Origin of the sequence: Nocardiopsis sp. NPDC006832 (assembly GCF_040635885.1) — a bacterium.
Lineage (GTDB): Bacteria > Actinomycetota > Actinomycetes > Streptosporangiales > Streptosporangiaceae > Nocardiopsis.
Window position 1 is genome coordinate 15,929 of the sequence record NZ_JBEYLC010000017.1, and the last position, 24,607, is coordinate 40,535.

Annotated in this window: 20 protein-coding genes; all 20 read right to left on the reverse strand. The window is 69.7% G+C overall.

Going from position 1 to position 24,607, the window contains the following annotated elements; genetic code table 11:
- Positions 1 to 11 precede the first annotated feature (11 nt).
- The gene (locus tag ABZ717_RS10715) at positions 12 to 548 is read right to left on the reverse strand and encodes an arginine repressor (protein WP_358508135.1); all 537 of its coding nucleotides are present in this window, start codon (positions 546 to 548) and stop codon (positions 12 to 14) included.
- A complete protein-coding gene (argF, locus tag ABZ717_RS10720) occupies positions 545 to 1,489 on the reverse strand; it encodes an ornithine carbamoyltransferase (RefSeq protein WP_358508137.1) in 945 nt (314 codons plus the stop codon). Before argF ends, ABZ717_RS10715 begins: the two co-directional genes overlap by 4 nt.
- Positions 1,486 to 2,694: an acetylornithine transaminase gene (locus tag ABZ717_RS10725; protein ID WP_358508139.1), complete on the reverse strand. Its 1,209-nt coding sequence runs from the start codon at positions 2,692 to 2,694 to the stop codon at positions 1,486 to 1,488. Before ABZ717_RS10725 ends, argF begins: the two co-directional genes overlap by 4 nt.
- Positions 2,691 to 3,677: an acetylglutamate kinase gene (gene argB, locus ABZ717_RS10730; protein WP_358508141.1), complete on the reverse strand. Its 987-nt coding sequence runs from the start codon at positions 3,675 to 3,677 to the stop codon at positions 2,691 to 2,693. Before argB ends, ABZ717_RS10725 begins: the two co-directional genes overlap by 4 nt.
- Positions 3,674 to 4,456 carry a bifunctional ornithine acetyltransferase/N-acetylglutamate synthase gene (locus ABZ717_RS10735; protein ID WP_358508143.1) on the reverse strand — a complete coding sequence of 261 codons (783 nt, stop codon included), beginning with the start codon at positions 4,454 to 4,456 and terminating at the stop codon, positions 3,674 to 3,676. Before ABZ717_RS10735 ends, argB begins: the two co-directional genes overlap by 4 nt.
- A gap of 16 nt (positions 4,457 to 4,472) precedes the next feature.
- A complete protein-coding gene (gene argC / locus ABZ717_RS10740) occupies positions 4,473 to 5,501 on the reverse strand; it encodes an N-acetyl-gamma-glutamyl-phosphate reductase (RefSeq protein ID WP_358508145.1) in 1,029 nt (342 codons plus the stop codon).
- Between the two features lie 137 nt (positions 5,502 to 5,638).
- On the reverse strand, positions 5,639 to 7,087 hold the full coding sequence (locus ABZ717_RS10745; RefSeq protein WP_358508147.1) for an FAD-binding oxidoreductase: 1,449 nt from the start codon (positions 7,085 to 7,087) through the stop codon (positions 5,639 to 5,641).
- A gap of 161 nt (positions 7,088 to 7,248) precedes the next feature.
- A complete protein-coding gene (locus ABZ717_RS10750) occupies positions 7,249 to 7,740 on the reverse strand; it encodes a MarR family transcriptional regulator (RefSeq protein ID WP_358508149.1) in 492 nt (163 codons plus the stop codon).
- 190 nt (positions 7,741 to 7,930) lie between these two features.
- A complete protein-coding gene (locus ABZ717_RS10755; protein WP_358508249.1) occupies positions 7,931 to 9,157 on the reverse strand; it encodes an aspartate aminotransferase family protein in 1,227 nt (408 codons plus the stop codon).
- Between the two features lie 480 nt (positions 9,158 to 9,637).
- Positions 9,638 to 12,127 (reverse strand): phenylalanine--tRNA ligase subunit beta, encoded by a 2,490-nt coding sequence (gene pheT / locus ABZ717_RS10760; protein WP_358508151.1) that lies wholly within the window; start codon positions 12,125 to 12,127, stop codon positions 9,638 to 9,640.
- The gene (pheS, locus tag ABZ717_RS10765; protein WP_358508153.1) at positions 12,127 to 13,245 is read right to left on the reverse strand and encodes a phenylalanine--tRNA ligase subunit alpha; all 1,119 of its coding nucleotides are present in this window, start codon (positions 13,243 to 13,245) and stop codon (positions 12,127 to 12,129) included. The genes pheT and pheS overlap by 1 nt, the downstream gene beginning before the upstream one ends.
- Before the next feature lie 234 nt (positions 13,246 to 13,479).
- Positions 13,480 to 14,616, reverse strand: a complete 1,137-nt coding sequence (locus ABZ717_RS10770; protein WP_358508155.1) for a HAMP domain-containing sensor histidine kinase — start codon at positions 14,614 to 14,616, stop codon at positions 13,480 to 13,482.
- Between the two features lie 518 nt (positions 14,617 to 15,134).
- Positions 15,135 to 15,956 (reverse strand): RNA methyltransferase, encoded by an 822-nt coding sequence (locus ABZ717_RS10775; RefSeq protein WP_358508157.1) that lies wholly within the window; start codon positions 15,954 to 15,956, stop codon positions 15,135 to 15,137.
- A 25-nt stretch (positions 15,957 to 15,981) separates the two neighbouring features.
- Positions 15,982 to 16,353: a 50S ribosomal protein L20 gene (gene rplT / locus ABZ717_RS10780; RefSeq protein WP_358508159.1), complete on the reverse strand. Its 372-nt coding sequence runs from the start codon at positions 16,351 to 16,353 to the stop codon at positions 15,982 to 15,984.
- A gap of 169 nt (positions 16,354 to 16,522) precedes the next feature.
- Positions 16,523 to 16,717 (reverse strand): 50S ribosomal protein L35, encoded by a 195-nt coding sequence (gene rpmI / locus ABZ717_RS10785; RefSeq protein WP_067607638.1) that lies wholly within the window; start codon positions 16,715 to 16,717, stop codon positions 16,523 to 16,525.
- A gap of 166 nt (positions 16,718 to 16,883) precedes the next feature.
- Complete coding sequence (infC, locus tag ABZ717_RS10790; protein ID WP_084392792.1) at positions 16,884 to 17,468, reverse strand: translation initiation factor IF-3; 585 nt, start codon at positions 17,466 to 17,468, stop codon at positions 16,884 to 16,886.
- A 371-nt stretch (positions 17,469 to 17,839) separates the two neighbouring features.
- A complete protein-coding gene (locus ABZ717_RS10795; protein ID WP_358508161.1) occupies positions 17,840 to 18,667 on the reverse strand; it encodes a shikimate dehydrogenase in 828 nt (275 codons plus the stop codon).
- Positions 18,667 to 20,868 carry an endolytic transglycosylase MltG gene (gene mltG, locus ABZ717_RS10800; protein WP_358508163.1) on the reverse strand — a complete coding sequence of 734 codons (2,202 nt, stop codon included), beginning with the start codon at positions 20,866 to 20,868 and terminating at the stop codon, positions 18,667 to 18,669. Before mltG ends, ABZ717_RS10795 begins: the two co-directional genes overlap by 1 nt.
- Entirely contained in the window at positions 20,865 to 21,353 is a 489-nt protein-coding gene (ruvX, locus tag ABZ717_RS10805) for a Holliday junction resolvase RuvX (protein WP_358508165.1), read from the reverse strand. The genes mltG and ruvX overlap by 4 nt, the downstream gene beginning before the upstream one ends.
- Positions 21,354 to 21,848: 495 nt before the next feature.
- Entirely contained in the window at positions 21,849 to 24,515 is a 2,667-nt protein-coding gene (alaS, locus tag ABZ717_RS10810) for an alanine--tRNA ligase (RefSeq protein ID WP_358508167.1), read from the reverse strand.
- Positions 24,516 to 24,607 lie beyond the last annotated feature (92 nt).

A 24,607-nucleotide genomic window follows, 5' to 3' on the forward strand; every position in this document is an offset into this window, starting at 1 on the left:
GGTGCGTGCCGTCAGGGTCTGCGGTCGGCCAGTCGGAGGAGTGCGGCGGCCAGGTCCTCCCCGCCCTGGGGGTCGCGGGAGATCACCAGGATGGTGTCGTCGCCGGCGATGGTGCCCAGGATCGCGTGGAAGTCGGTGTGGTCGATGGCCGACGCCAGGAACTGCGCGGCCCCGGGCGGGGTGCGCACTATGACCATGTTGGCGGAGGCCTCGGCGGAGACGAGGAGGTCCTCGGCGAGTCGGTTCAGGCGTGCGCCGGAGACCTGTTCGAGGTCGAGGCTGTCGGGGCGGGTGCGTTGCAGGCGCTCGCCGCCCTCCCCGGGCAGGACGTAGGCCAGGTTGCCGTCGGCGGTGCGGAGTTTGACCGCGCCGAGCTCGTCCAGGTCCCGGGAGAGGGTGGCCTGGGTGACCTGTACGCCGCCCTCGGAGAGGCGTTTGGCCAGTTCGCCCTGGGAGCGGACGTCCTCGCGGGTGAGGACGTCCGTGATTCTCGCGTGTCTGGCGGCCTTGGTCATGGGTGCGGTGGCGCCGCCGTCGTTGTTCGTCATCCCTGGGTCGGCAGCTTGTCGTTCTCGTCCAGGAGGAAGGCCAGGAGGGCCTTCTGGGCGTGGCGGCGGTTCTCCGCCTCGTCCCAGACCACGCTCCGGGGGCCGTCGATGACCCCGGCGGTGATCTCCTTGCCGCGGTAGGCGGGCAGGCAGTGCAGGACGATCGACTCGGGGTGGGTGACCTCCATGAGCGCCTCGTCGACGATGTAGGGGCGGAAGGGCGCCTCGCGGGACTCCTTCTCACCTTCCTGGCCCATGGAGACCCAGGTGTCGGTGGCGACCACGTCCGCGTTCTCGGCGGCCTCACGGGCGTCGGTGGTGACGGTGATCGAACCCCCGGTGGTGGCGGCGAGCTCCTGGGCGCGGGTGAGGACGACCGGGTCGGGGTGGAATCCGTCCGGCGCTCCGATCCGTACGTGCATGCCGGCGGTGGCGCAGCCCAGCAGGTAGGAGTGGGACATGTTGTTGGCGCCGTCACCCAGGTAGGCGAGGGTGAGGCCGGCCAGGGCGCCCTTGTGCTCCCGGATGGTCTGCAGGTCGGCGAGGATCTGGCAGGGGTGGAACTCGTCGGTGAGGGAGTTGACCACCGGCACGTTGATGTGGCGGGCCAGGTTCTCCAGGTCGGCCTGGGCGAAGGTGCGCCAGACCACGGCGGCGACCTGGCGTTCCAGGACCCTGGCGGTGTCCTCCAGGGGTTCGCCGCGGCCCATCTGGGTGCTGCCGGAGTCCAGGACGAGCGGGCTGCCGCCCAGGTCGGCCACGCCCACCGAGAAGGACAGGCGGGTCCGGGTGGAGGGCTTGTCGAAGATGAGGGCGACGGTGCGCGGGCCGGACAGGGGCCGGTGGCCGAAACGGTCCCTCTTCATCTCGTCGGCCAGGTCCAGGACTCGCGCCTGTTCCTGAGGGTCGAGGTCGTCGTCGCGCAGGAAGTGACGGGTCATGACTGCGGCTCCTTCGTCGCGGCGGCCTCGGCGGCGTCCAGGATGGTCGGCAGGGCCTCGATGAACACCCCGATCTCCTCGGGGGTGATGACCAGGGGCGGGGCGATGCGGATGGTGTCGGGGGTCACCGCGTTGATCAGGAACCCGCGGACCGCGGCCTGTTCCTGGACGTGGGCGGCGTGCGGGCCGGTGAGTTCGAGGGCGCGCCACAATCCGCTGCCGCGTTGGCCGGCCAGCAGGGGGTGGTCGATGCCTTCGATGTGTTCGGCGAGCACCCCGCCCATCACCTGAACGTGCTCCAGCAGGTTCTCTTCCTCGATGGTGTCGATGACCGCGAGCGCCGCGGCGCAGGCCACCGGGTTACCGCCGAAGGTGGAGCCGTGGTCGCCCTTGTGGAAGGCGTCGGCGAAGCGGCCGAAACCGATGGTGGCGCCGATGGGCAGGCCGCCGCCCAGGCCCTTGGCGAGGGTGAGCACGTCGGGGCGCACGTCCTCGGCCTGGTGGGCGAACCACGCGCCGGTGCGGCCGATGCCGCTCTGGATCTCGTCGAGGACGAAGGCGGCTCCGGTGCGATCGCACAGGGCGCGTACGCCGGTGAGGTAGCCCTCCGGCGCGGGGACGACCCCGGCCTCTCCCTGGGTGGGTTCGAGGAACACGGCGACGCAGTGCTCGTCCACGGCCTCGGTGAGCGCGTCCAGGTCACCGTGCGGGACAAAGCGCACGTCCATGCCGAAGGGACCGAAGGGTTCACGGATGGCGTCCTTGCCGGTGAGGGCGAGCGCGCCGGAGCTACGGCCGTGGAAGCCCTTGTCGGTGGCGACGAAGTAGTGCCGAGCGGGGCCGGCCGCACGCTTGACCAGCTTCAGGGCGGCCTCGTTGGCCTCGGTGCCGGAGTTGGCGAGGAAGACCTTGGCGTCCCCGCCGACCAGGCCGATGAGGCGTTCGGCGAGTTGGACCTCACGTTCGTGCACGAACAGGTTGCTGGTGTGGGCCAGGGTGGCCGCCTGACGGGCGACCGCCTGGACCAGGGCGGGGTGGCCGTGTCCCAGGGCGGACACGGCGATGCCCGCGATGAGGTCGAGGTATTGGCGGCCGTCGGCGTCGTAGACCTCGCAGCCGCGCCCGAGGGTGAGGGCGATCGGGGGGACCCCGTAGTTGGGCATGAGCGAGGCTTCGAAGCGCTCCCTCAGTTCGCTGCTGGTCACTTTGTCTCTCCCGGGTTCGTAGCGTCGGTGTGGGTCGGGCGCCAGGGGCGCGGGTAGTGGCCGTGGCCGCCGAGCAGCTCGGCTTCGAGTACTTCGTCGGCGACCATGGTGCCCACGCCCCGGTCGGTGAAGACCTCCAGGAGCAGGGAGTGCGGGACCCGGCCGTCGATGATGTGGGCTTGGGGGACGCCGCCCTCGACCGCGTTCAGGCACGCCTCCATCTTGGGGAGCATGCCGGAGGACAGGGAGGGCAGCACGGCACGCAGCTCGTCCACGTTCAGTCGGCTGATGAGGTCGGTGTTGGCCGGATAGTCGGCGAACAGACCCTCGACGTCGGTGAGCATGATGAGTTTGCTGGCGCCGAGCGCGACCGCGAGGGCGGAGGCGGCGGTGTCGGCGTTGATGTTGTAGACACCGCCGTCGTCGGCGCGGGCGACGCTGGAGACGACGGGGATGCGCCCGTCCGCGATGAGCGCGGAGATCGCGCCGGGGTCGACCTCGCGGACCTCGCCGACGCGGCCGATGTCGACCCTCTCTCCGTCGACCTCCACGTTCTTGCGTTCGGCGTACAGGAGGTTGGCGTCCTCACCGGACATGCCCACGGCGAAGGGGCCGTGCTGGTTGATCAGGCCGACGATCTCACGGTTGACCTGGCCGGTGAGCACCATGCGGACGATGTCCATGGCCTCGTCGGTGGTGACGCGCAGACCGGCGGTGAAGGTGGACTCCACTCCGGAGCGTTCGAGCATGGCGCTGATCTGGGGGCCGCCGCCATGGACGACGACGGGACGCAGTCCGGCGTAGTGCAGGAAGACGATGGATTCGGCGAAGCGGACCCGCAACTCCTCGCTGATCATGGCGTTGCCGCCGTACTTGACCACGACGGTGCGTCCGTGGAAGCGCGAGAGCCAGGGCAGCGCCTCGATGAGGTTGGCCGCCTTGTCCAGGGCCCGGGCCTGGTCCTGTGCGGAGCGGGAGTTCATGCGGTGACCTGCCTGTCTTCGGTTGTGGGGGGATCGGCGTCGAGCTGGGCGGCGAGTTCGGTGCATACCCGGGCCAGGAGGTCCCGGACGACGTTCTCGTCGGTGGGGCCCTCGGCGGCTCCGCCGGCCATGAACAGCACCATGTCGTTGGTGCCGGTCAGCGGCGCGAAGGCCTCGGCTGCGGCCTCCTCGACCATGGCCTGACACTGGTGGTGTTCCAGGGCGGCGTCGGTGGTGAGCACGCACAGGACCGATCCCAGGGAGGGGTCGGGGCCCTTGGCCATGCCACCGACGGTGATCCCCCCTCCGCGTCGGAAGGCGATCTTGGCGACGGTGTCGTTGGTGCGGATGGCGTCGGCGGCGGCCAGGCCCCCGCCTCGTCCGGCCTCGGCGACGGCCTTGGTCAGGCCTTTCCCAAGGGTGTCCAGGGGTGGTCTGGTCCCGACGGGGCCGGCCGCGCCCAACACGATCTCGGCGGCGGAGTCGGAGAGCAGTTCGGCGGCGCGTTCGGCTTGGGAGTGGGCGTCCTGGAAGCCGAGCGGTCCGGTGCCGGCGTTGGCGCAGCCGGAGTCGAGGACCACGGCGCGCACGCGTCCGCCCGCGACGACCTGGCGGGACCACAGGGTCGGCGCGGCCGGGTCCGGGTGGTCTGCGAAGACCGCTCCGGCGGCCGGGGAGGGCCCGTCGTTGACCACGATGGCGACGTCACGGCGGTTACCGGAGGTGGTGCCGGCGTGGACGCCCGCGGCGCGGAATCCCTGGGGCGCGGTGACACTCATCGGGTGTCTCCTTTCCTCAGGGGGCGACCGCGGCGAGCGGCAGTCCGGTGGTCTCGGGGAGGCCGAGGGCGAGGTTGGTGCTCTGGATCGCGCCACCGGCGGTGCCCTTGGTGAGGTTGTCCAGGGCCGCGACGGCGACCAGGCGGCCGGCCTCCGCGTCCGTGGTGACCTGTACGAGGGTGGTGTTGGCGGCCAGGGTCATGGCGGTGTTGGGCCAAGTGCCCTCGGGCAGCAGGTGGACGAAGGGTTCGTCGGCGTAGGCGGTCTCGTAGGCCGCACGGACCTGGTCGGCGGTGGCGCCGGGCTTGAGGGGCGCGGTGCAGGTGGCGAGGATGCCGCGGGGCAACGGGGCCAGGACCGGGGTGAAGGACAGGCGGACCGGCTCTCCGGTGACGGAGGTGAGGTTCTGGATGATCTCGGGGTTGTGCCGGTGGGCGCCGCCGACCCCGTAGGGGCTGAGCGCGCCCATGATCTCGCTGCCGACCAGGTTGGGCTTGGGCGCCTTTCCCGCGCCGGAGGTGCCGGTGACGGCGACCACGGTCAGGTCGGGTTCGACGAGCTGTTCGGCCAGACCGGGGAAGAGTCCGAGGGTGGCGACGGTGACGTGGCAGCCCGGGACGGCGACCCGGCGGGCGTCGGTGAGCTGTTCGCGCCGACCGGGGAGTTCGGGCAGACCGTAGGGCCAGGTTCCGGCGTGGGGGGTGCCGTAGAAGCGTTCCCAGGCGGCGGCGTCGTCGAGGCGGAAGTCGGCGCCGCAGTCGACCACGAGGACGTCGTCGCCGAGTTCTCGGGCGATGTCGGCGGATTGGCCGTGTGGCAGGGCGAGGTAGACGACGTCGTGACCGCGCAGTTCCTCGATCGTCGTAGGGGCCAGGATCCGGTCCGCGAGCGGAAACAGGTGGGGCTGGTGCTGGATGAGGGGGGTGCCCGCGTTGCCGCCGGCGGTGACGGTTCCGATCTCGATCTCGGGGTGCCCCAGGAGCAGACGCAGCAGCTCACCTCCGGCGTAGCCGCTGGCCCCGGCGATCGCCGCTGTGTATCCCATGGTGAGACCCCCTCTTCGAAATGGATTGGACCATCATGCATGCCCTTGCAAGTTTATGCAACCAAGTTCGAAGGTGGCCACCATCGCTCACGTGACATGGGCGACACGGTCACTCCGCGTCGCCCAGGGCTCGATGTTCAGCGGCCGGGCATGCGGGTGGCGATACCGGCCAGGCGTGAGGTGTTGCCCTTGCCGCTGGAACGGAACTCGCGGCGGTCGGCGGTGCGGTACAGGCCGTTCACGACCTGGGTGCCGACCCAGCGCAGCGGCTCGGGCTCCCAACCGCCGGCCTCGTGGCCGACCCAGGGCAGCCGGGTCAGGTCGGTGCGGCGGCCCAGCACGAGGTCGCGCAGGGTTCGCCCGGCCAGGTTGCTGATCGAGACGCCGCTGTGGGCGTAGCCGCCGGCCCAGGCCAGGCCGGACTCCGCGTCCAGCTGCACGGTGGGCGACCAGTCCTTGGGCACCCCCAGCACCCCGGACCAGGCGTGCTCGATCGGAACGTCGGAGACCTCGGGGAACATGCGGGTCAGGGCGCGCCAGAGTTCGACGATGGCCTGCGGTTGGGTGGCGCCCTCGTCCACCGGGGAGGCTCCGGGCCGCTTGGACTCGCCTCGACCGCCGACGGCGATGCGCCCGTCGGGGGTGCGCTGAGCGTAGACGTAGAAGTGCGCCGCGTCGCCCAGGACCTCGCCGCCCTCCCAACCGATCCCCTTCCACAATGTGTCCGGGATGGGTTCGGTGACGATCATCGACGAGTGCATGGGGCGCCACTTGCGGCTCTGACCGCGCAGGGTTCCGGTGAAGCCCTCGGTGGCGCGGACGACGTGGTCGGCGCGCACGGTGCCGTGGTCGGTGACCACGGCGGGGCGTTCGGATCCCTGGCGAGGGCGGATCTCCTCGACCGTGGTGCCCTCGAACAGGTCCACGCCCAGGTCCTCCACCACGCGGGCCAGCCCGGTGACCAGCTTGGCCGGGTGCAGGCGGGCGGCGTGCGGTGTGTAGCCGGCGGCGACGGCGTCGCGCACGGCGATGCGGGGGGTCTGGTCGGGGTCCACCATGTGGAAGTCGTCGGGCCAGTAGCCCCAGTCCTGGAGGTACTCGATGTGACCCTGGAGGCGGGTGCGCTGGGCCTCGTTGCCGGCGACCAGGTACATACCGCCTTTGACCTGGTCGGCGTCGATGCCCTCGGCCTCCAGGACCGAGAGCACCTCGTCGACGGTGGTCATCAGGCCGCGTTGGAGGGCGACCATGGACGACTTGCCATGTGACTGTGCGTAGCTCTCCCGTGAACCGGCGAACTCGGCCGAAAGCCACCCTCCGTTACGGCCCGACGCACCGAAGCCGGCGAACTCGCGTTCGACCACGCAAACGCGCAGGTCGGGCTGGTCCTTCTTCAGGTAGTAGGCGGTCCACAGACCGGTATAACCGGCTCCGACCACGCAAACGTCGTAGTCGGTGTCGCCCGAGAGGGGGTCACGACGTTGGGGCAATCCGATGTCACGGAACCAGTGGGAGACGCCGCCGTTGGCGAAGCGTGTGGACCGGGGAATCGGCCTCAGCTGGGCAGCAGTGGTGAAAAGCCTCATGATTCCCCCCGGAACATCCGTGTCACCGACCCACCCCGCTCTGGGCCCCGACCTCTGGACAACCTACATGGGCAACGACCATGCGTGGGATGATTTCTGCACATTCGAGAGGGTTCCGAGCCAATTGAACGGGGATTCGACTACGTAGGGTTCCGAGACCCTCAGCTCGAACTGTCACGGAGCGTACGCGCGATGGCGGCGAGTTGTCGAACGCCCTCGCTCCCCAGTGGGGCGAGCACGTGTTCGTGCAGTCGTTGGACGTGCTTGTCGCGCGCGGCGCTGATGAAGGCCAACCCGCTCTCGCTCAGGGTCGCGTAGACGACCCGTCGGTCCTCGGCACAATTGTTCCGTACCAGGTAACCCTCCTTCTCCAGCCGGTCGGCGAGCTTGGTGAAGCCGCCGGTGCTGAGGCTGACCTCGCGGGCCAGGCGACTCATCGGCAACCGGTGTTCGGGGGTGCGCTGGAGCCGGATGAGCACTTCGAACCAGGGACCGGCCATGTCCTTGCCGTCGGGGGTTATTCCCTTCAGGAGCTTGGGCTCGATGGAGTGCATCGCCTCGGAGACCAGCCCCCAGGCGGTGATCAGGTCGTCGTCGTCGGGACGGTTCTCGGCGTGCGTATTCTCGACACCGTCGATCGGTTGCGCGGTCATATGTCCCCCTGTTCGTAGCCCAGGGCGCACGAACCAGGCCACACCCCAGAGAAGTATCTTCCGAGTAAATATTACTCGAATATAGCAGTCAGGGACAGTAGTTTCCTAGAAAAATAAATATCCCGTCGGCGCGCTCGCGCCGACGGGTGGGTGCCGGACCTGTGGACGGGAGCCCACCCGGGCTCCCGTCTCAGTGTCGGGCCATCACGGCGTCCAGTGACGCCGCCAAGGTGTTGGCCATGTGGTCGATCTGTTCCCAGGTGATCACCAGTGGTGGCGAGACCAGCAGGGCCCTTGGGATCGGGCGTACGATCACCCCTCGGGTACGGGCCTCCGCGAAGACCTCCGCCGTGGTGATCCCCCGTTCGGTGAGCGCCTCCTCGGTGAGTTCCACCGCGCCCATCACCCCGACACCGGAGCGGACCTCGGCCACCAGCGGGTGGTCGGCCAGTCCGCGCAGCGCCGAGTCCAGGTGCGTCTCCACCTCGCGAGAGACCGTGAACAGGTCCTCCCGCTCCAGGATGTCCAGGTTGGCCAGGGCCGCCGCGCAGGCGGACGGGTGGCCGGCGTAGGTGGTGCCGTGCAGGAAGGGGTTGCCCTCCTGGTTCCAGAACGGGTCGGCCACCCTGCCGTTGACCATGACCCCGCCCAGCGGCAGGTAACCGCTGGATACACCCTTGGCGAAGACGATCATGTCCGGGCTCACGCCGAAGCGCTCGATCCCGAACCAGTTGCCCATGCGCGCGAACCCACAGATGACGCTGTCCACCACGAACAACACACCGTACTTGCGACAGATCCGCGCGACCTCGGTGAAGTATCCGTCCGTCGGCAGGAACACTCCGCCGGCCCCGATGACGGGTTCGGCGAAGAAGGCGGCGACCCGGTCGGCCCCCACCCGAAGGATCTCCGCCTCCAGCGCGGCCGCGGAGTCGTGCGGGATCACGGAGGTGTCCTCGATGAGGCGACCGTGCCCGCTGCGGAACCGCTCCATCCCGATGATGCTGGTACCGAAGCCGTTGAGGCCGTGGTAACCGCCGGTGCGGCTGATCAGGTGTTGCCGGTCGGGTTGTCCCAGCGCCGCCCAGTAGCTGCGTGCGAGCTTGGCGGCGGTGTCGATCGACTCCCCTCCCCCACAGGTGAGGATGGTGCGCGGGTCCTCGATCGGGGCGTGCGCGGCCAGGCGTTCGCTCAGCTCAAGTGCGGGTTCGTTGGCGAAGTCCCCGTAGACGGTGTAGGCGTCCAGCGTGTTCATCTGGCGGTGGACCGCGTCCGCGATCTCGGTGCGACCGTGCCCGACGTTGCAGTACCAGAGGCTGGCCGTGCCATCGAGGTAGCGGTCTCCGGACCGGTCCCACAGCCACACGCCCTCGGCGCGGGCCACCACGAACTCCGGGCCCTTGGCCACGGTGTTCATATCGCAGAAGGTATGCCAGAGACGGCTGGGCTCCCGGTGTTCCTTGGGAGTGAGCGCGGACGAGACAACCGTTTCGGTCATATGGCGACCTCCGAGCCGTGACGTGCGCGAAAACGCGCAGTGGAAAACGGATCCGACCCCTTACCCGGGCGCCCAGGTTGTGTCAGGTGATTGCAGGCTAAGTTGTCGACCCGCTTCTCAGCAAGAGCCAAAACGAAGGCTCATGCCCCGAAACACAAACTTCATGCCGGCTACCCCCGGCCATGATCCCCAAAACCCTTGCTGTGCAGGAAAAACAGGCCGAAAAAATCTTGGAATCCGGGGTCACTCATCGGACGTTTCGCAAACCTACCGGGGGTTTCGAGCGACGCCGAGAACCCCCGTCGAAGGTCGTGTCACCGTCCTGACGCAAAGGGCGGGGCGGGGTCTCCCTTCCGAGAGAACCCGCCCCGCCCACGCGTGAACGGCGTGTCGCCGAGGTCAGCCGCGCAGGACCGCCCCGGTGCGTTCGGTCGCCAGGGCCACGGCCGCGTCGCGGGCCGCTCCGGCCTCCTCCGCGGTCAGGGTCCGGTCACCGGCGCGGAAGCGCAGCGCGAAGGCCACGGACTTACGCCCCTCCTCCACCTGCTCACCGGTGTAGACGTCGAACAGACGCACGCTCTCAAGGAGTTCACCGGCACCCTCCGCCAGGGCGGAGCCGATGTCGCCGACCGGGACGGACTCGTCCACGACCATGGCCACGTCCTGGGTCGCCACCGGGTAGGTGCGGACCTCGGGCGCGAAGACCTTGGCGCGGGCGCTCTCGACCCGGTCGAGGTCGAGCTCCATGGCGGCGGTGCGCTCGGGCAGGGAGAACGCCTTGACCGTACGCGGGTGCAGCTCACCGGCGTGTCCGACGAGCACCCGCTCGCCGCCCACCCTCACGTACAAGGCCGCGCAACGCCCCGGGTGCCAGGGCGCCCGGGTGTCGGCCTCGATCTCCAACCCCACACCCGCCACGCGAGCGACGTCACGGGCGGCCTGGATCGCGTCGGCCCAGGAGGCCTGTCGCCCCGGACCCCACCAGCCGGTGCGCTCCGCGGCCCCGGTGAGCACCACGCCCACCCGGCGCGGCTGCTCTGGAAGGGCCGCGTCGATGCGGGCCAGTTCCTCGTCGCTCGGACGACGGTCCACCGGGGGCAGCGGGGCGCGTCCGGCCCCGGGCCTTGGCCGGTAGACCAGGCCCATCTCGAACAGGGCGACGTCGGTCAGGCCGCGACCCACGTTGCGCGCCAAGGCCTTGAACAGCCCCGGCAGCAGCGTGGTGCGCAGCAGCGGTTCCTCGTCGTTGAGCGGGTTGGCCAGGCGCACGTTGTCACGACGGGGGTCGTCGGCGGCCAACTGGAGCCCGTCGAGGTCGCGCTCGCCGACGAACGGGTAGGCCAGCACCTCGTTGTATCCGACGGCGGCCAGGGTACGGCCCACCGCCCGACGCAGCCGCTGGCTCTCGGTGAGTCCACGACCGGAGCCCTTGAAACCGATCGAGGGGATGTTCTCGTACCCCTCGAAGCGGATGACCTCTTCGGCGATGTCGTTGGGGTCGGTCAGGTCCGGCCGCCAGGACGGCGGGGTCACCGTGAGCACGTCGCCGTCGGCCTCGAAGGAACACCCGATGGCGCGCAGCCACTTCTCGGTGGTGCCCTCGGGGTAGTCGATCCCGGCCACGGATCCGGCGTGCCCGGTGCTCACCGTGATGGTGGTGGGCTCGGACGCGTGGTGGACGTGGGTGTAGGCCGACTCCACCGTGGCGCCGCCCAGTTCGGCCAGCAACCGGACCGCGCGGGTGGCGGCGGCGAGCTGCACCTGGGAGTCGATGCCACGCTCGAAGCGACGTGAGGCCTCCGAGGAGAGCTGGTGTCGACGCGAGGCACGGGCGATGTGGCGCGGTTCGAAGTGCGCGGACTCCACCAGCACCGAGCTGGAGGTCGAGCCGATCTCGGTGTCCACCCCGCCCATGACGCCGGCCACCGCCTGGGCGGCGGACTCGTCGGCGATGACGATGTCGTCGACGTCCAGGGAACGCTGGACGTGGTCCAGGGTCTCCAGCTTCTCGCCCGCCTCCGCGGCGCGCACGGTGACGGTGCCGTCGAGCCGGTCACGGTCCCAGGCGTGCAGCGGCTGACCGAGTTCGAGCATCACGTAGTTGGTGACGTCCACGGCCAGGGAGACGGGGCGCATCCCGCTCTGGTGCAGGCGGCGCTTCATCCACAGCGGGGTGGGCGCCTCGGGATCGAAGCCGGTGGCACCGCGCAGCACGAGGCGGTCGGCCAGGGCCGGGTCGGCGATGGCACCGGGGTGGCCCTCGCCGGTGGGCTCGTCGACGCTCATCTCGGCGGGGTCGTGGAAGTCGACCCCGTACAGGGCCGCCACGTCACGGGCCACGCCGCGCATCGACAGGGCGTAGCCGCGGTCCGGGGTGACGGCGATGTCGAGGACGTCCTCGCGCAGGCCGAGGACGGCGATGGCGTCGTCGCCCACCGCACCGAATCCCTCGGGCAGCACGACGATGCCGGTGTGGTCCTCCCACAGGCCGAGTTCGGTGGCCGAGCAGATCATGCCGGCGGACATCTTGCCGTAGGTCTTGCGGGCACCGATCTTGAACCCGCCGGGCAGTTCGGAGCCGGGCAGGGAGACGACGACCAGGTCGCCCTCGGAGAAGTTGCGGGCACCGCAGACGATCTCCTGGGGCTCACCGGTGCCGTTGGCCTCGCCGACGTCCACCTTGCAGTGGCGGATGGGCTTCTTGAAGCCGGTGAGCTCCTCGATCTCCAGCACGCGACCGAAGACGATGGGGCCGGTCAGGTCGGTGCCGAGCTCGTCGACGGTCTCGACCTCCAGACCCGCGAGGGTCAGGCGGGAGGCCAGCTCGCGGGCGGTGACGTCGGCGGGAAGCTCGACGTACTCGCGCAGCCAGGTCAGGGGAACACGCATCAGATCTCACTCCCGAACGCCGAGGTGAAACGCATGTCACCCTCGACCATGTCGCGCATATCGCGCACACCGTGCGCGAACATCAGTGTTCGTTCCACTCCCAGGCCGAAGGCCCATCCGCTGTAGACCTCGGGATCCACCCCGGCGGCGGTCAGCACGCGCGGGTTGACCACGCCGCAGCCGCCGATCTCGATCCAGCCCTCGCTGGAGCAGGTGCGGCACGGTGCGTCGGGGTCTCCCACCGACGCGCCCCGGCACACGAAGCACTCCATGTCGACCTCGGCGGAGGGCTCGGTGAAGGGGAAGTAGGAGGCACGGAAGCGGGTCCGCAACGCCTCACCGAAGAAGGACTCGACGAAGGTGTCGATGGCGCCGCGCAGGTGCGCCATCGTGATGCCCTTGTCGACCACCAGGCCTTCGAGTTGGTGGAAGACCGGGGTGTGGGTGGCGTCGAGCTCGTCGGTGCGGAAGGTCTTGCCCGGCGCGACGACGTAGACCGGAAGCTCACGGGTGAGCAGGGAGCGCACCTGCACCGGGGAGGTGTGGGTGCGCAGGACCATGCCGGACTCCCCGCCGTCGGGACCCTCCACGAAGAAGGTGTCCTGCATGGTGCGCGCGGGGTGGTCGGGCTGGAAGTTGAGGGCGTCGAAGTTGAACCACTCGGCCTCGATCTCGGGGCCCTCGGCGATCTCGAAGCCCATGCCGACGAACACGTCGGCCATGCGTTCGGCGACCGTGGTCAGCGGGTGCCGGGCGCCGCGGGGGGCACGGTCCCAGGGCAGGGTGACGTCGACGCGTTCCTCCACGAGGACGCGTTCGTCGCGCTCGGCCTCCAGGACGGCCTGACGGGCCTTGACGGCCTGTCCGACGTCGCGGCGGGCGCCGCCCACGCGTTTGCCGGCCTCGGCCTTGGCGGCCGGCGGCAGGGCACCGATCTCACGGTTGGCCAGGGCCAGTGGGGAACGGTCGCCGGCGTGGGCGAGCCGGACCTCCTTGAGTTCGGCGAGGTCGGCGGCGGCCTCGATGGCGGCCAGCGCCTCCTCGCGCATGCGGGCGACCTCGTCGGGGTGCAGGGGGGTCACCTCGACCGGGTCGAAGGAATTGTTCGGTGCAGACATGTGGTTGCCTCGCCGTCACCGCGTCCGCGCGAGGCGGAGGCGGGCGGTGGTCACGGGTCCGCGCGGGGGCGGACCAAGCCGACAGGAAGAAGCACGGGGTTACCGCGGGCCGGGTGCGAAGTCGACCCAGGTGTCACAGCAAGCCCAGGGTTGACGGGCCGCGCCGGACGGAATCCACGAAGGGATGACGGGACGGGACCGCGTGCGCCCACCGGGGCCGAAGAGTCTGAGGGATCAGACGAACTCGGGTGTCCCGGCGGGCATGGTAAATCGGAACTCTGCGCCACCGTTGGGGGCGCGGCCGACGGTGATCGTGCCGCCGTGGGCCTCGACGAGACCCTTGACGATGAACAGTCCGAGTCCTGTGCCACCACGGCGCTTGCTGCGCCAGAACTGGCGGAAGACGCGCGGAATGGTCTCGGGCGCTATGCCCTGGCCTTCGTCGCGCACCGACACCGCTGCTCCTCCTTCACACGGCTCGATCACGATACTGACAGTACCAGCGCCGTGCCGCACCCCGTTTTCCACGAGGTTGGCGAGGATCTGTTCGAGTTTGTCGGGGTCCAGCCACATCTGGGGCAGGTCCCCGTGCGTTTCGACCCGGAAACGCTCCTCCGACTCACCGGAGGCGACCCGTCCGGAGACCACTCGACGGACGGCCTCGGGCAGGTCGACGACCTGCCGGCGCACCTCCAGGCGTCCCGACTCGATACGGGAGACGTCAAGGAGGTCGTGGATGAGGCGGGTGACGCGGTCGGCGTCGGCGTTCACGGTCTCCAGCATGAACAGCTTCTGTTTGTCGGTGAGCCGTTCCCACTTGGTCAGGAGCGTGGAGGTGAAGCCCTTGACGCTGGTGAGGGGCGACCTGAGTTCGTGGGCGACCTCGGAGACCAGGTCGGCACGGGAGCGCTCGGCCCGCGCGGAGGCGTCCCTGAGGCTGACCACGAGACGGACGAGGTCACCTCCGGGGCGGGCCCGCACGTAGCGGGCCGCGACGAGGACCTCGCGTTCGTCGGGCAGGCAAAGGACCCGTTCGATCTGGCGGGTGCGGTCGCGGTCCCCACCGTAGGGGTCGCTGGCCTCCCACCAGTCGTGTCCGTCCAGGCCTCGTAGGGGCACGGCGGTGCGGAAGTCGCGGCCGAGCGCGGAGGTGATGGGAACGCCGACGAGTTGGGCGGCCTGGGTGTTGAACAGGACGACACGACCCCGGGCGTCGGCGACGACGATGCCGTCGGGCAGGTCGTCCGCGTGCAACGGGATGCCGCCGGTGGCGACGATGTCGAGGTCGGAGGTGACGGGTTCGTCCGTCGGCTGCGCCGCCGCGCCGTCGGAGTCCTCCGCCGGTCGATCCACCTGCCGGCCGCTGCCCACGCCTGCCCCAGCTCCCCTCCGAAGGTCCGCGGCTCAGGCGTCCTGGGCCGCGGATCTGTGTTCGGTGGTGTCCGTCCTCAGCGGACTCTCCCTGGACACCACCGCAGGTCTACCCTGCTCTCCCACCTGGTACGCCTCACTCGTCCAGGCGTACCCGGATGGGAGTCCGAGCGTACGGGCACCGATGCCCGTCCACCGGTCGCGGACGGGCACCTCCCTCGGACGCGGTCCTCGTCCGAACGCTCACACCGTGTGGCCGAGCCTGCCGTGTGGGCCGGGCGGGCGCACCCTTCTACCCGTGACACGGGTCGTGTGAGGGTGGCCACGCGGAATCCGCATGGCCACCGTGGTGCCGGTCCGACCCTATCGACACTCAAGGCTCGTGCACGTGCATTCGGCGAGGTTGCCACGACCTGTTACCGAGTGTGTACACCGAGGGAACTCCGAGCGCCCCAGGAGGACTCTTTGAACACGGGGAGTAGTCACCCGTGGAGTCGTTCGCCCGTGGCCGGGATGCTTCAGGAGCGCCGCTGTTGGCGCGCGGTCGTGTACAGACACACCGCTGCCGCCGTGGCCAGATTCAGGCTTTCGGCCCCGCCGTAGATCGGAACGCTGACCGCGCCGTCGGTCAGACGGACGGTCTCCTCCGGCAGTCCCCAGGCCTCGTTGCCGAAGACCCAGCCGACCGGACCATCGAGGTCACCGTCGTCGGCGACCTGGTGCAGGTCCTTGTCGCCCCCGCCGTCGGCGGCCCACACCTTGGCGCCCGCCTCGTTCAGGAAGTCGATCGCCCGGGCGACCGGCACGCCCACGACCACGGGCAGGTGGAACAGGCTTCCGGCGGAGGCGCGCACGCACTTGCCGTTGTAGGGATCCACGGACGCGTCCGTGAAGACGACGACGTCCGCCCCCGCGGCGTCGGCGGTGCGCAGTACCGTTCCGGCGTTGCCGGGGTCGCGCACGTGGGAGAGGATGACGGCCAGCCGCACGTCGGTGACCTGCTCCAAGGGGACGTCGACGAACTCGCAGACCGCGATGACCCCTTGCGGGGTGATGGTCTGCGCCAGTTCGGACATCACGTCCAGACTGACCTGATGGGTGGGGACGCCGGCCGTGTGGGCGGCGTCCATCAGGTCGATGTGACGTTGCATGGCCTCCGCCGTGGCGTAGACCTCCAGCACGCCGTGCCCGTCGCCGCTCGCCGCGGCGAGCGCCTCCCGCACAGCCTGAGGGCCCTCCGCGAGGAAGCGCCTCTCACGCTGGCGGAAGGTGCGTTTGGCGAGCCGCCGAACCCCCTTGATCCTGGGTGACCGGACGCTCGTGAACTCGTGGCTCGCCATAGCTACCCGTCTCGTCTCGCCGTGACTAGGCCGCGACGGAGGCCGGCAGGGCCTGCTTGGCCTTCTCCACCAGGACGGCGAAGGCGGCGGCGTCGTTGACGGCCAGGTCGGCCAGGATGCGACGGTCGACCTCGATCTCGGCCAGCTTCAGACCCTGGATGAGACGGTTGTAGGTCAGGCCGTGAGCGCGGGAGGCCGCGTTGATGCGCTGAATCCACAGACGACGGAACTGCCCCTTGCGGTCCTTGCGGTCCCGGTAGGAGTAGGTCATCGAGTGGAGCATCTGCTCCTTGGCCTTGCGGTAAAGGCGCGAGCGCTGCCCGCGGTAACCACTGGCCCGGTCGAGAACGACCTTGCGCTTCTTCTTGGCGTTGAGAGCCCGCTTCACGCGTGCCACAGTGACTCCCTCATAGGTTCTTTCGACGCGCACGGCGCGCCGACCGGTCCGGCCAGGACTGGCCCGGCGGCCGTGTTCGCTTCAGGTGGTCGCCCTTCGAGCGCTCAGAGCGAACCGACCGGGTCGGACGCGGGGCACTTTCGAGAAGGGCTGAGGTTACTGCCGTTGCCTAGCGGCCCAGGAGCTTCTTGATGCTCTTGGTGTCGGCCGGGGAGAGCTCGGCCTCGTTGCTCAGCTTGCGCTTGCGCTTGGAGGTCTTGTGCTCAAGGATGTGGTTCTTGTTGGCACGGCGGCGCATGATCTTGCCGGAACCGGTGACCTTGAAACGGTCCTTGGCTCCACTGTGGGACTTGTTCTTCGGCATGTCGCCGTCGTCTCCTACTCCGTCGGCGCGGCATCCGCCCTGGGGACGAATGTCGCGATTGTTCCGCGCTAGGCGGGTCTCGCACGCCTGTGCATCGTGGGCTGTTCGCGCACAGCCCACCCCACCGTCCGGCCGTCTCGAAGGCGGCCGGACGGTGGGGGACTACCTAGGCCTGGTCGCTGCTCTCACGGCGGGGCTTGTCCCCGGCCGCCGCACGGGCCTCGGCCTTGTGGTCGGAACGCCGCTTGTGCGGACCGATCACCATGACCATGTTGCGGCCGTCCTGCTTGGGCTGGGACTCGACCATGCCGAGATCCTGGACGTCCTCGGCCAGACGCGCCAACAGCCTGCGCCCGAGTTCGGGGCGGGACTGCTCGCGACCACGGAACATGATCGTCACCTTGACCTTGTCCCCACCCTTGAGGAACCGGACGACGTGACCCTTCTTGGTCTCATAGTCGTGCGGGTCGATCTTCGGGCGGAGCTTGATCTCCTTGATGATCGTGTTCGACTGGTTCTTGCGCGACTCACGGGCCTTGACCGCGGACTCGTACTTGAACTTGCCGTAGTCCATCAGCTTGGCGACCGGCGGGCGCGCGGTCGGCGCGACCTCGACGAGGTCGAGGTCGGACTCCTGGGCCAGACGCAGGGCGTCCGGCACGGAGACGATTCCGACCTGCTCGCCGTTGGGCCCGACAAGTCGGACCTCGGGCACCCGGATACGGTCATTGATGCGGGGCTCGGCGCTGATGAGACCCCTCCCTAGCTTTCTCGGATTACCTGGGACCGGTCGGCCACCACCTGGTGGTCGACCTGTTCGACCGGGTCGCCCGCGCTTTCAGGCCACCCGCCCGCTCCGGGGTCCGTGCAAAGCAAAAACCCCGCCAGCGTGTGCAAGCGGGGCGATCCGATCGGACGAAGAAGACGAAGGCGCGACGCACCGAGGCCGAAACGACAGCCCAGGGGTGGGAGTCGAGCACTCGCCATCCGACCGAAGACCCACACGAGCGAGGCTCGGCAGGTGGGAGGATCATCTCCGCTTGCGGTTCCATCGTGCCTGAGCACGATGGAACGAAGTCGATTTAACTCGATTGTATCAGCACTCCGAGACGCTCGGACCGCCTAGGGAAGCACGGCCCGACGCTTCAGTTCGGTCTCGCCGGCGGCACGCATGGCGGCGACCGGAACGTCCGTGGCCCCCGTCATCAGGCGGACCTGGGCCACGGCCTGATGCAGCAGCATCGGGAACCCGCCGACCACACGTCCGCCCCGACCGGCCACGGCCTCGGCCGCCTTGGTGGGCCAGGGCGCGTAGACGACGTCGAACAGGTCGGCACGGCTCTCGGACAAGGCCCCGGCGTGGGCGTCGGTCGCACCGGAGGGCAGGGTGGACATCACCAGGTCGGCGTCCAGGTGACGTTCCACCTCGGCCAGCGGGGCCACCTCGATCGGAACACCGAGTCGTTCGGCCGCCGCCACCACCTCTCCGGTACGGGCGGTGCTGCGGGCCAGCACCGTGACGGCGCCGATCTCCCCCAGCTCACGCAGGGCCGCCAGGGCGGAGGCCGCGGTGGCCCCCGCCCCCAGGACGACCGTGTCGCGCGGGGCGATGACGCCCGCCTCGCCCAGCGCGACCGCGATGCCCTCGACGTCGGTGTTGTGCGCCGACCACCCGTTGCCGTCCCGAAGCATCGTGTTGGCCCCGCCCACCTGGATGGACAGGTCACTGACCCGTGCGGCCAGTTCCATGGCCCGACGCTTGAGCGGCATGGTCAGGGACAGACCGGCCCAGTCGTCGTCCAGCCCGGAGAGGAAGGGGGCGAGCCCCTTCTCGTCGCACTCGAACCGACCGTAGGACCACTCGACCAGGCCCATCTCCGCGTAGGCGGCGGTGTGCAGGATCGGGGACAGGGAGTGTGCGACCGGCGACCCCAGGACCGCGGCGCGCATCAGCTCCCGCCACCGCCCCAGGTATCCTCGAAGCGTTCCTTGAGGATCTCGAACTCCTCGTGGGTCTCGGCGAACTCGGTGACACCGTTCTCGGGGTCGGTGGCCACGAAGTACAGCCACTCCCCCTCCTCCGGTTCCAGCGCCGCCCTGAGGGCGTCCTCACCCGGGGCCACGAACGGGCCCGGGACCAACCCAATCTTGTGGTAGGTGTCGAACCCGCTGTCGTCGGCCTCACAGGCGGCCAGCTGTTCGTTGTTCAGCGCGATGCCGTACTCGCCGATCGCGTAGAAGCAGGTGCTGTCCATTTGCAACGGCATGTCGATGTCGAGGCGGTTGTGGACCACTCGGGAGATCTTGGGCATGTCCTCGGCGCTACCGCTCTCCGCCTGGACGATGGAGGCGATCGCCATCACCTCGTTGGCGTCGTAGTCGATCGCCTCGGCCTCTCCCTCCAGGTCGATCTCCTCGGCCACCTGGCGGTGCTGGGTGACCATGGTGCGCAGCATGGACGCGGCGTCGGTCTCGGGCTCGAACCGGTAGGTGGACGGGAACAGGTAACCCTCGGGCCCCTCGACGGCGTAGTCCGGCAGACCGAGGTCATCGGTCTGGGCGTAGGCCTCCTCCAGCTCCTCCCGGCTCACACCCGTGCTCTCGGCCAGCTCGTCCAGTATCTGGTCGGCGCGCAGCCCCTCACGGATGGTGACCCGACCGCCGACGCGGTTGTCGGGGTCGAACAGGGCGGCCACGGCGGCCTCCCCGCTCATGCCCTCGGCCAGGGAGTAGGTGCCGGGGGTGAGTTCCCCACCGGACTCGCCGAGCGCGTTGGTGAAGGCTCGGCTACTGGCCACGACGCCCTGATCCACCAGGGCGTCGGCGACGGATCCGCCGCTCTGACCGTTCTCGACGGTGATGACGACCTCGCCGGAACCGGTCCCATCGAAGTCATCCGGGAACACGTAGGTCCGCATGACCACGAAACCGCCACCGGCGATGACCAGCATCAGGACGAGGGCGAGCAGGATCGTGGGGCCCTTGCGCCTGCGGCGCGACGCGCGGCCACCGCCCTTGCCCGATCCGTGCCGCTTGGCCTGAGCCTTCTTCGCGGCCTTGAGGCGCTTGCGGTTGGCCCGACTGTTGCCGTAGGAGGCGGCGATGTCCTCAAGGCTGTCCTCCTCGTAGTCGTCCTCCTCCGCTTCCGCCTCGGGCTCCGGCTCGATCGGCTCCGGTTCGGGCTCGGGTTCGTTTCGGCGACCTCGGCGTCGGCCACGACGGGGCCGGGGTTCCTCTTCCTCGTCGGGCAGCGGGAGGGCACCGGTGGGGGTGCGGGGCTCCTCCTGGTCGCGGGGATCTTCGGGAAGGTCGGGGAGGGGGAAGGCGCCGCTACCCGGCTCCGCCGCGCGCCTACGGCGACCGCGGCGGGGGCCCGGTTCGACGAAGGCACCGCTGTCCGGTCCGCTCTCGAAGGGGCCGGTGTCATCGCGGGCTCCGCCGGGGGCCGCGAGGGACCCGGTTTCGGTGGGTTCCTCCTCGGCTGCGCGACGGGCGCGGCGCCGACCACGACGTCCGGTCGGCTCCTCGGGAACGGCCTCGAACGAGCCGGTCTCGCGGGGGGCCTCGTCGTCCTTGGCCCGACGGCGGCGCGCGCGACGGCCCTTGGGCTGCTCATCGGGTTCGTCGGCGAAGAAGGCGGGGGTGGGTTCGTCCTCGTCGTCGCCCCACAGGGGCGAGCGGGCCTCGGGGGTCTCCTCCTGGCGCGCGCGACGGGCCCTTCGGGGCGGCTGCTCCGCCGGGGGTTCCTCGGGGCGGGGGCGTCCGGGCGTCTCGGGGGTTCCGCCCAGTCCGGCCAGGGCGGCGAGTGCCTCCTGGGTGGGGTCGGCTCCGGGCCTTTGGTGGCTTCCCGTGCCGGCGCTCCCGGGTTGGGACCGTTGTCCGCCGCGGGCCGCTCGGCCGCCGCGCAGTGCGTCGGCGGCGCCGAAACGGCGCGGGGGTTGTTCACCGGGGGCCGGGGGCCCGGTGTGCCGGAACTCACCGGTGCGCGGCGCCTCGTTCCAGGCGTTCTGTTCGGGTTCGGGGCGTGCCCGGCGCCCGCGCGACGGAGGTTGCGCGGGCAGGGGGTCGCTCAGCGGGTCGTAGTCGTAGCCGCCTTGACGGTCGGCACGGCCACGGTAGGGACTATCGGGGTAGTCATCCCTGTCGGTCATGAATCTCCCTGGCTGGCACGGACGATCTCGCCCGGGGGATGGCCTGTCGACCGTTCCTGGTCCAAAGCGCTCTGCAAGAGGACCGTGGCCGCCGCCTGGTCGATCACGGAACGGCGGGCACGGCCGCCCTTGGCGCCCTTCTTGCCGAAGGAGGCACCGGCGAGCAGTTGGCCCTGGGCGGTCACCGTGGTGAGTCGTTCGTCCACGAGCCTGACGGGGACGGGGTCGAGGAGCCGGACCAAGGAGTTCGCGAACTCGCGAGCGGACCGGGCCGCCGGTCCCTCCTTGCCGGATAGTGATGCAGGGTAACCCACGATGACCTCACGGGCCTCCTTCTCCAGCACGAGAAGGGCGATGCGCTGGGTGTCCCCCTTTCCGCGGGGGATCGTTTCGACGGGGCTGGCGAGCATTCCGCTCGGGTCGCTGGCCGCGACGCCGATACGGGCGTCACCGGGGTCGACCGCCAGTCGAACTCCATGCCTCACGAGGACGCCTCTTCCGGTACGGGGGCGTTGTGCGGAGGGGCTGTGCGGTCGACGGCACAGCACCGCTGTTGGGAGATCCTCAACACGGTGGTCCTGTTCATCAGCGGGATCGCGGGAAAGCCGCGCAGACAGCCATGGGGTTCGGCTGTGGCGCGCCACAGTATGCCCGATTCGATGACGGTGCGCAGCCTCGGCCTCGGCAACCGTCGGCTCGGTGTTCTCCGACCGGGTGGAGGGCCTCGTGTCGGGCTGCGGCGGGTGTCCAGGGCGAACACGTACCGTCCGAGTGTAGATCACCCGGACTCCACATCGAGTCGGACCGGCAGGTCCGGTCGGGTTCGGTACGGTCACGGATTCGGCACATGAGAACAACCACATGATCACGGAGAGTCACACTACGGGTGGTTCGGGTGTCCTCCACGGAGCGTGCGCGTTCGGAGTGGCGAACGCCCCGCGCGGTCTCCTCCCGGATCCACGCGGGGCGTCTCCGATGTCTCAGGCGCCGGCCACGCGCGCCTCGACGGCGCGCAGGGCCTCATCCACCTTGCCCGCGTCGCTGCCACCCCCCTGGGCGATGTCGGGCTTGCCACCGCCACCGCCGCCGAGGGCGCGGGCCGCGACGCCCACCAGGTCACCGGCCTTGATCCCGGCCTTCTGGGCGGCCTTGTTCGTGGCGATCACCACGACCGGGCGGTCCTTGGGCACCGCGGTCATCGCGACGACGACGGGCTCGTCCTCACCAAGGCGGCCACGCACGTCCAACACCAGCTTGCGCAGGTCATCGCCGCTCGCGCCCTCGGGCGCCTCGGTGGCCACGACCAGCGCCGAACCGTGCCGGCGCGCGCCCTTGGCGATCTCGCCGGCGGCCTGCAGTACCTGGGCCGCGCGCAGCTTCTCGATCTCCTTCTCCGCGACGCGCAGCCGGGAGACCATGGAGTCGATCCGCTCGGGCAGCTCCTCCCGCGGGGCCTTGAGCTGTTCGGAGAGCCGACCGACCAGTGCCGACTCCTTGGACAGGCGCTTGAAGGCGTCCACACCCACGGCCGCCTCGACACGTCGCACGCCCGAACCGATGGAGGACTCCCCCAACAGCTTGACGATGCCGAGCTTGGCGGTGGAGCCCACGTGGGTGCCACCGCACAGCTCGACGGAGTAGTCGCTCATCTCCACGACGCGGACCCGGTCGCCGTACTTCTCGCCGAACATGGCCAGGGCGCCCATCTTCAGCGCCTCGTCCAGGCTCTTCTCCTCGGTCTGGACCGAGATGTCCCCGGCCAGAACGGTGTTGACCTCCTCCTCGACCTCGGCCAGACGGCCGCCGCCCAGCGCGCTGTCCGCGGTGAAGTCGAAGCGCAGCCGACCCGGGCTGTTCTCCGAACCCGCCTGGCCCGCGGTGGGACCGAGCGCGTTGCGCAGCGCCGAGTGGATGAGGTGGGTGGCCGAGTGGGAGCGCTCGATGGCGTGCCTGCGGCCGGTGTCGATGGACGCGTGCACGGTGTCGTCCAGGACGACCTCGCCCGAGCGCACGGTGCCGCGGTGCACGAACAGGCCGGGCAGGGGCTTTTGCACGTCCTCGATGTCGACGACGCCGCGTCCGTCCACGGTCAGGGTGCCCTTGTCGGCGAGCTGACCACCGCTCTCGGCGTAGAACGGGGTGCGGTCCAGGACGATCTCGACCTGGTCGCCCGCCTTCGCGGCCGGCGCGCCCTCACCGTCCACGACGATGCCCTTGACGTGGGACTCGCTGTCGGAGTCTCCGTAACCCAGGAAGTCGGTGTCACCCGCCTCCTCGTGGATCCGCCCGTAGAGGGAGATGTCGGCGTTGCCGAGCTTCTTGGCCTTGGCGTCGGCCTTGGCGGTGTCCTTCTGGCGCTGCATGAGCTCGCGGAAGGCGCCCTCGTCCACGCTCAGACCCTGCTCGGAGGCCATCTCCAGGGTGAGGTCGATGGGGAAGCCGTAGGTGTCGTGGAGCTGGAACGCGTCGGAGCCGGAGAGGACGGTTCCGCCGGCGGTGCGGGTGCGCTCGGCGGCCCGGCCGAACAGCGTGGTGCCCGCGCGCAGGGTTTCCGCGAAGTTCTTCTCCTCGTTGTCGATCACGCTGTGGACCACGTCGGCCTTGTCGAGCAGGTCCGGGTAGATGTCCTTCATCGCGTCGATGCCGACCGCGGTCAGCTCGTGCAGGAAGAAGGAATCGGTGCCCGAGAGCAGACGCAGGTTGCGGATCGAGCGGCGCAGGATACGGCGCAGCACGTAGCCGGCCTTCTCGTTGCCGGGCTTTACGCCATCGCTCACGAGCATGACGGCGCTGCGCACGTGGTCGGCGACCACACGCAGCATCACGTCGGTGTCACCGTCGGCGCCGTAGGTGGTTCCGGTGAGCTCCGCGGCGCGGTTCAACACCCGACCCATGATGTCGGTCTCGTAGATGTTGTCGACGCCCTGCAGGACCGCCGCCAGACGCTCCAGGCCCATGCCGGTGTCGATGTTCTTCTTGGGCAGATCGCCGAGGATCGGGTAGTCCTTGCCGCTGCCCTCACCTCGCTCGTACTGCATGAAGACGAGGTTCCAGATCTCGATGTAGCGGTTGTCGTCCACCGCCGGACCGCCCTCGACGCCGTACTCGGGGCCGCGGTCGTAGAAGATCTCGGAGCAGGGGCCACAGGGACCGGGCACGCCCATGTCCCAGTAGTTCTCGTCCATGCCCAGGCGCTGGATGCGCTCGGGGCGCACCCCCACCTTGTCCCGCCAGATCTCCGCGGCCTCGTCGTCGTCGAGGTAGACGGTGACCCACAGCTTCTCCGGGTCGATGCCGAAACCGCCCCGGTCGACGGGGGTGGTGAGGAGCTCCCACGCCAGCGGGATCGCCTTCTCCTTGAAGTAGTCACCGAAGGAGAAGTTGCCCAGCATCTGGAAGAAGGTGGCGTGCCGGGAGGTCTTGCCGACCTCTTCGATGTCGATGGTGCGGATGCACTTTTGGACGCTGGTCGCGGTGTCCCACGGGGCCGTGCGTTGACCCAGGAAGTAGGGCTTGAAGGGGACCATGCCTGCGGGCACCAGCAGCAGAGTGGGGTCCTCGGCGATCAGGCTTGCCGAGGGCACCACGGTGTGTCCGTTCTTCTCGAAGAAACCGAGGAAGCGGCGCGCGATCTCTGCCGTCTCCATTGTGATGCCCTCCTGTTTTCGGCTCCGCCGCTGCGGACGGCGGCGGGGTTGTCCCTGGGTGGGACCGTGGTCACGCATGGTCGATAGGGGCC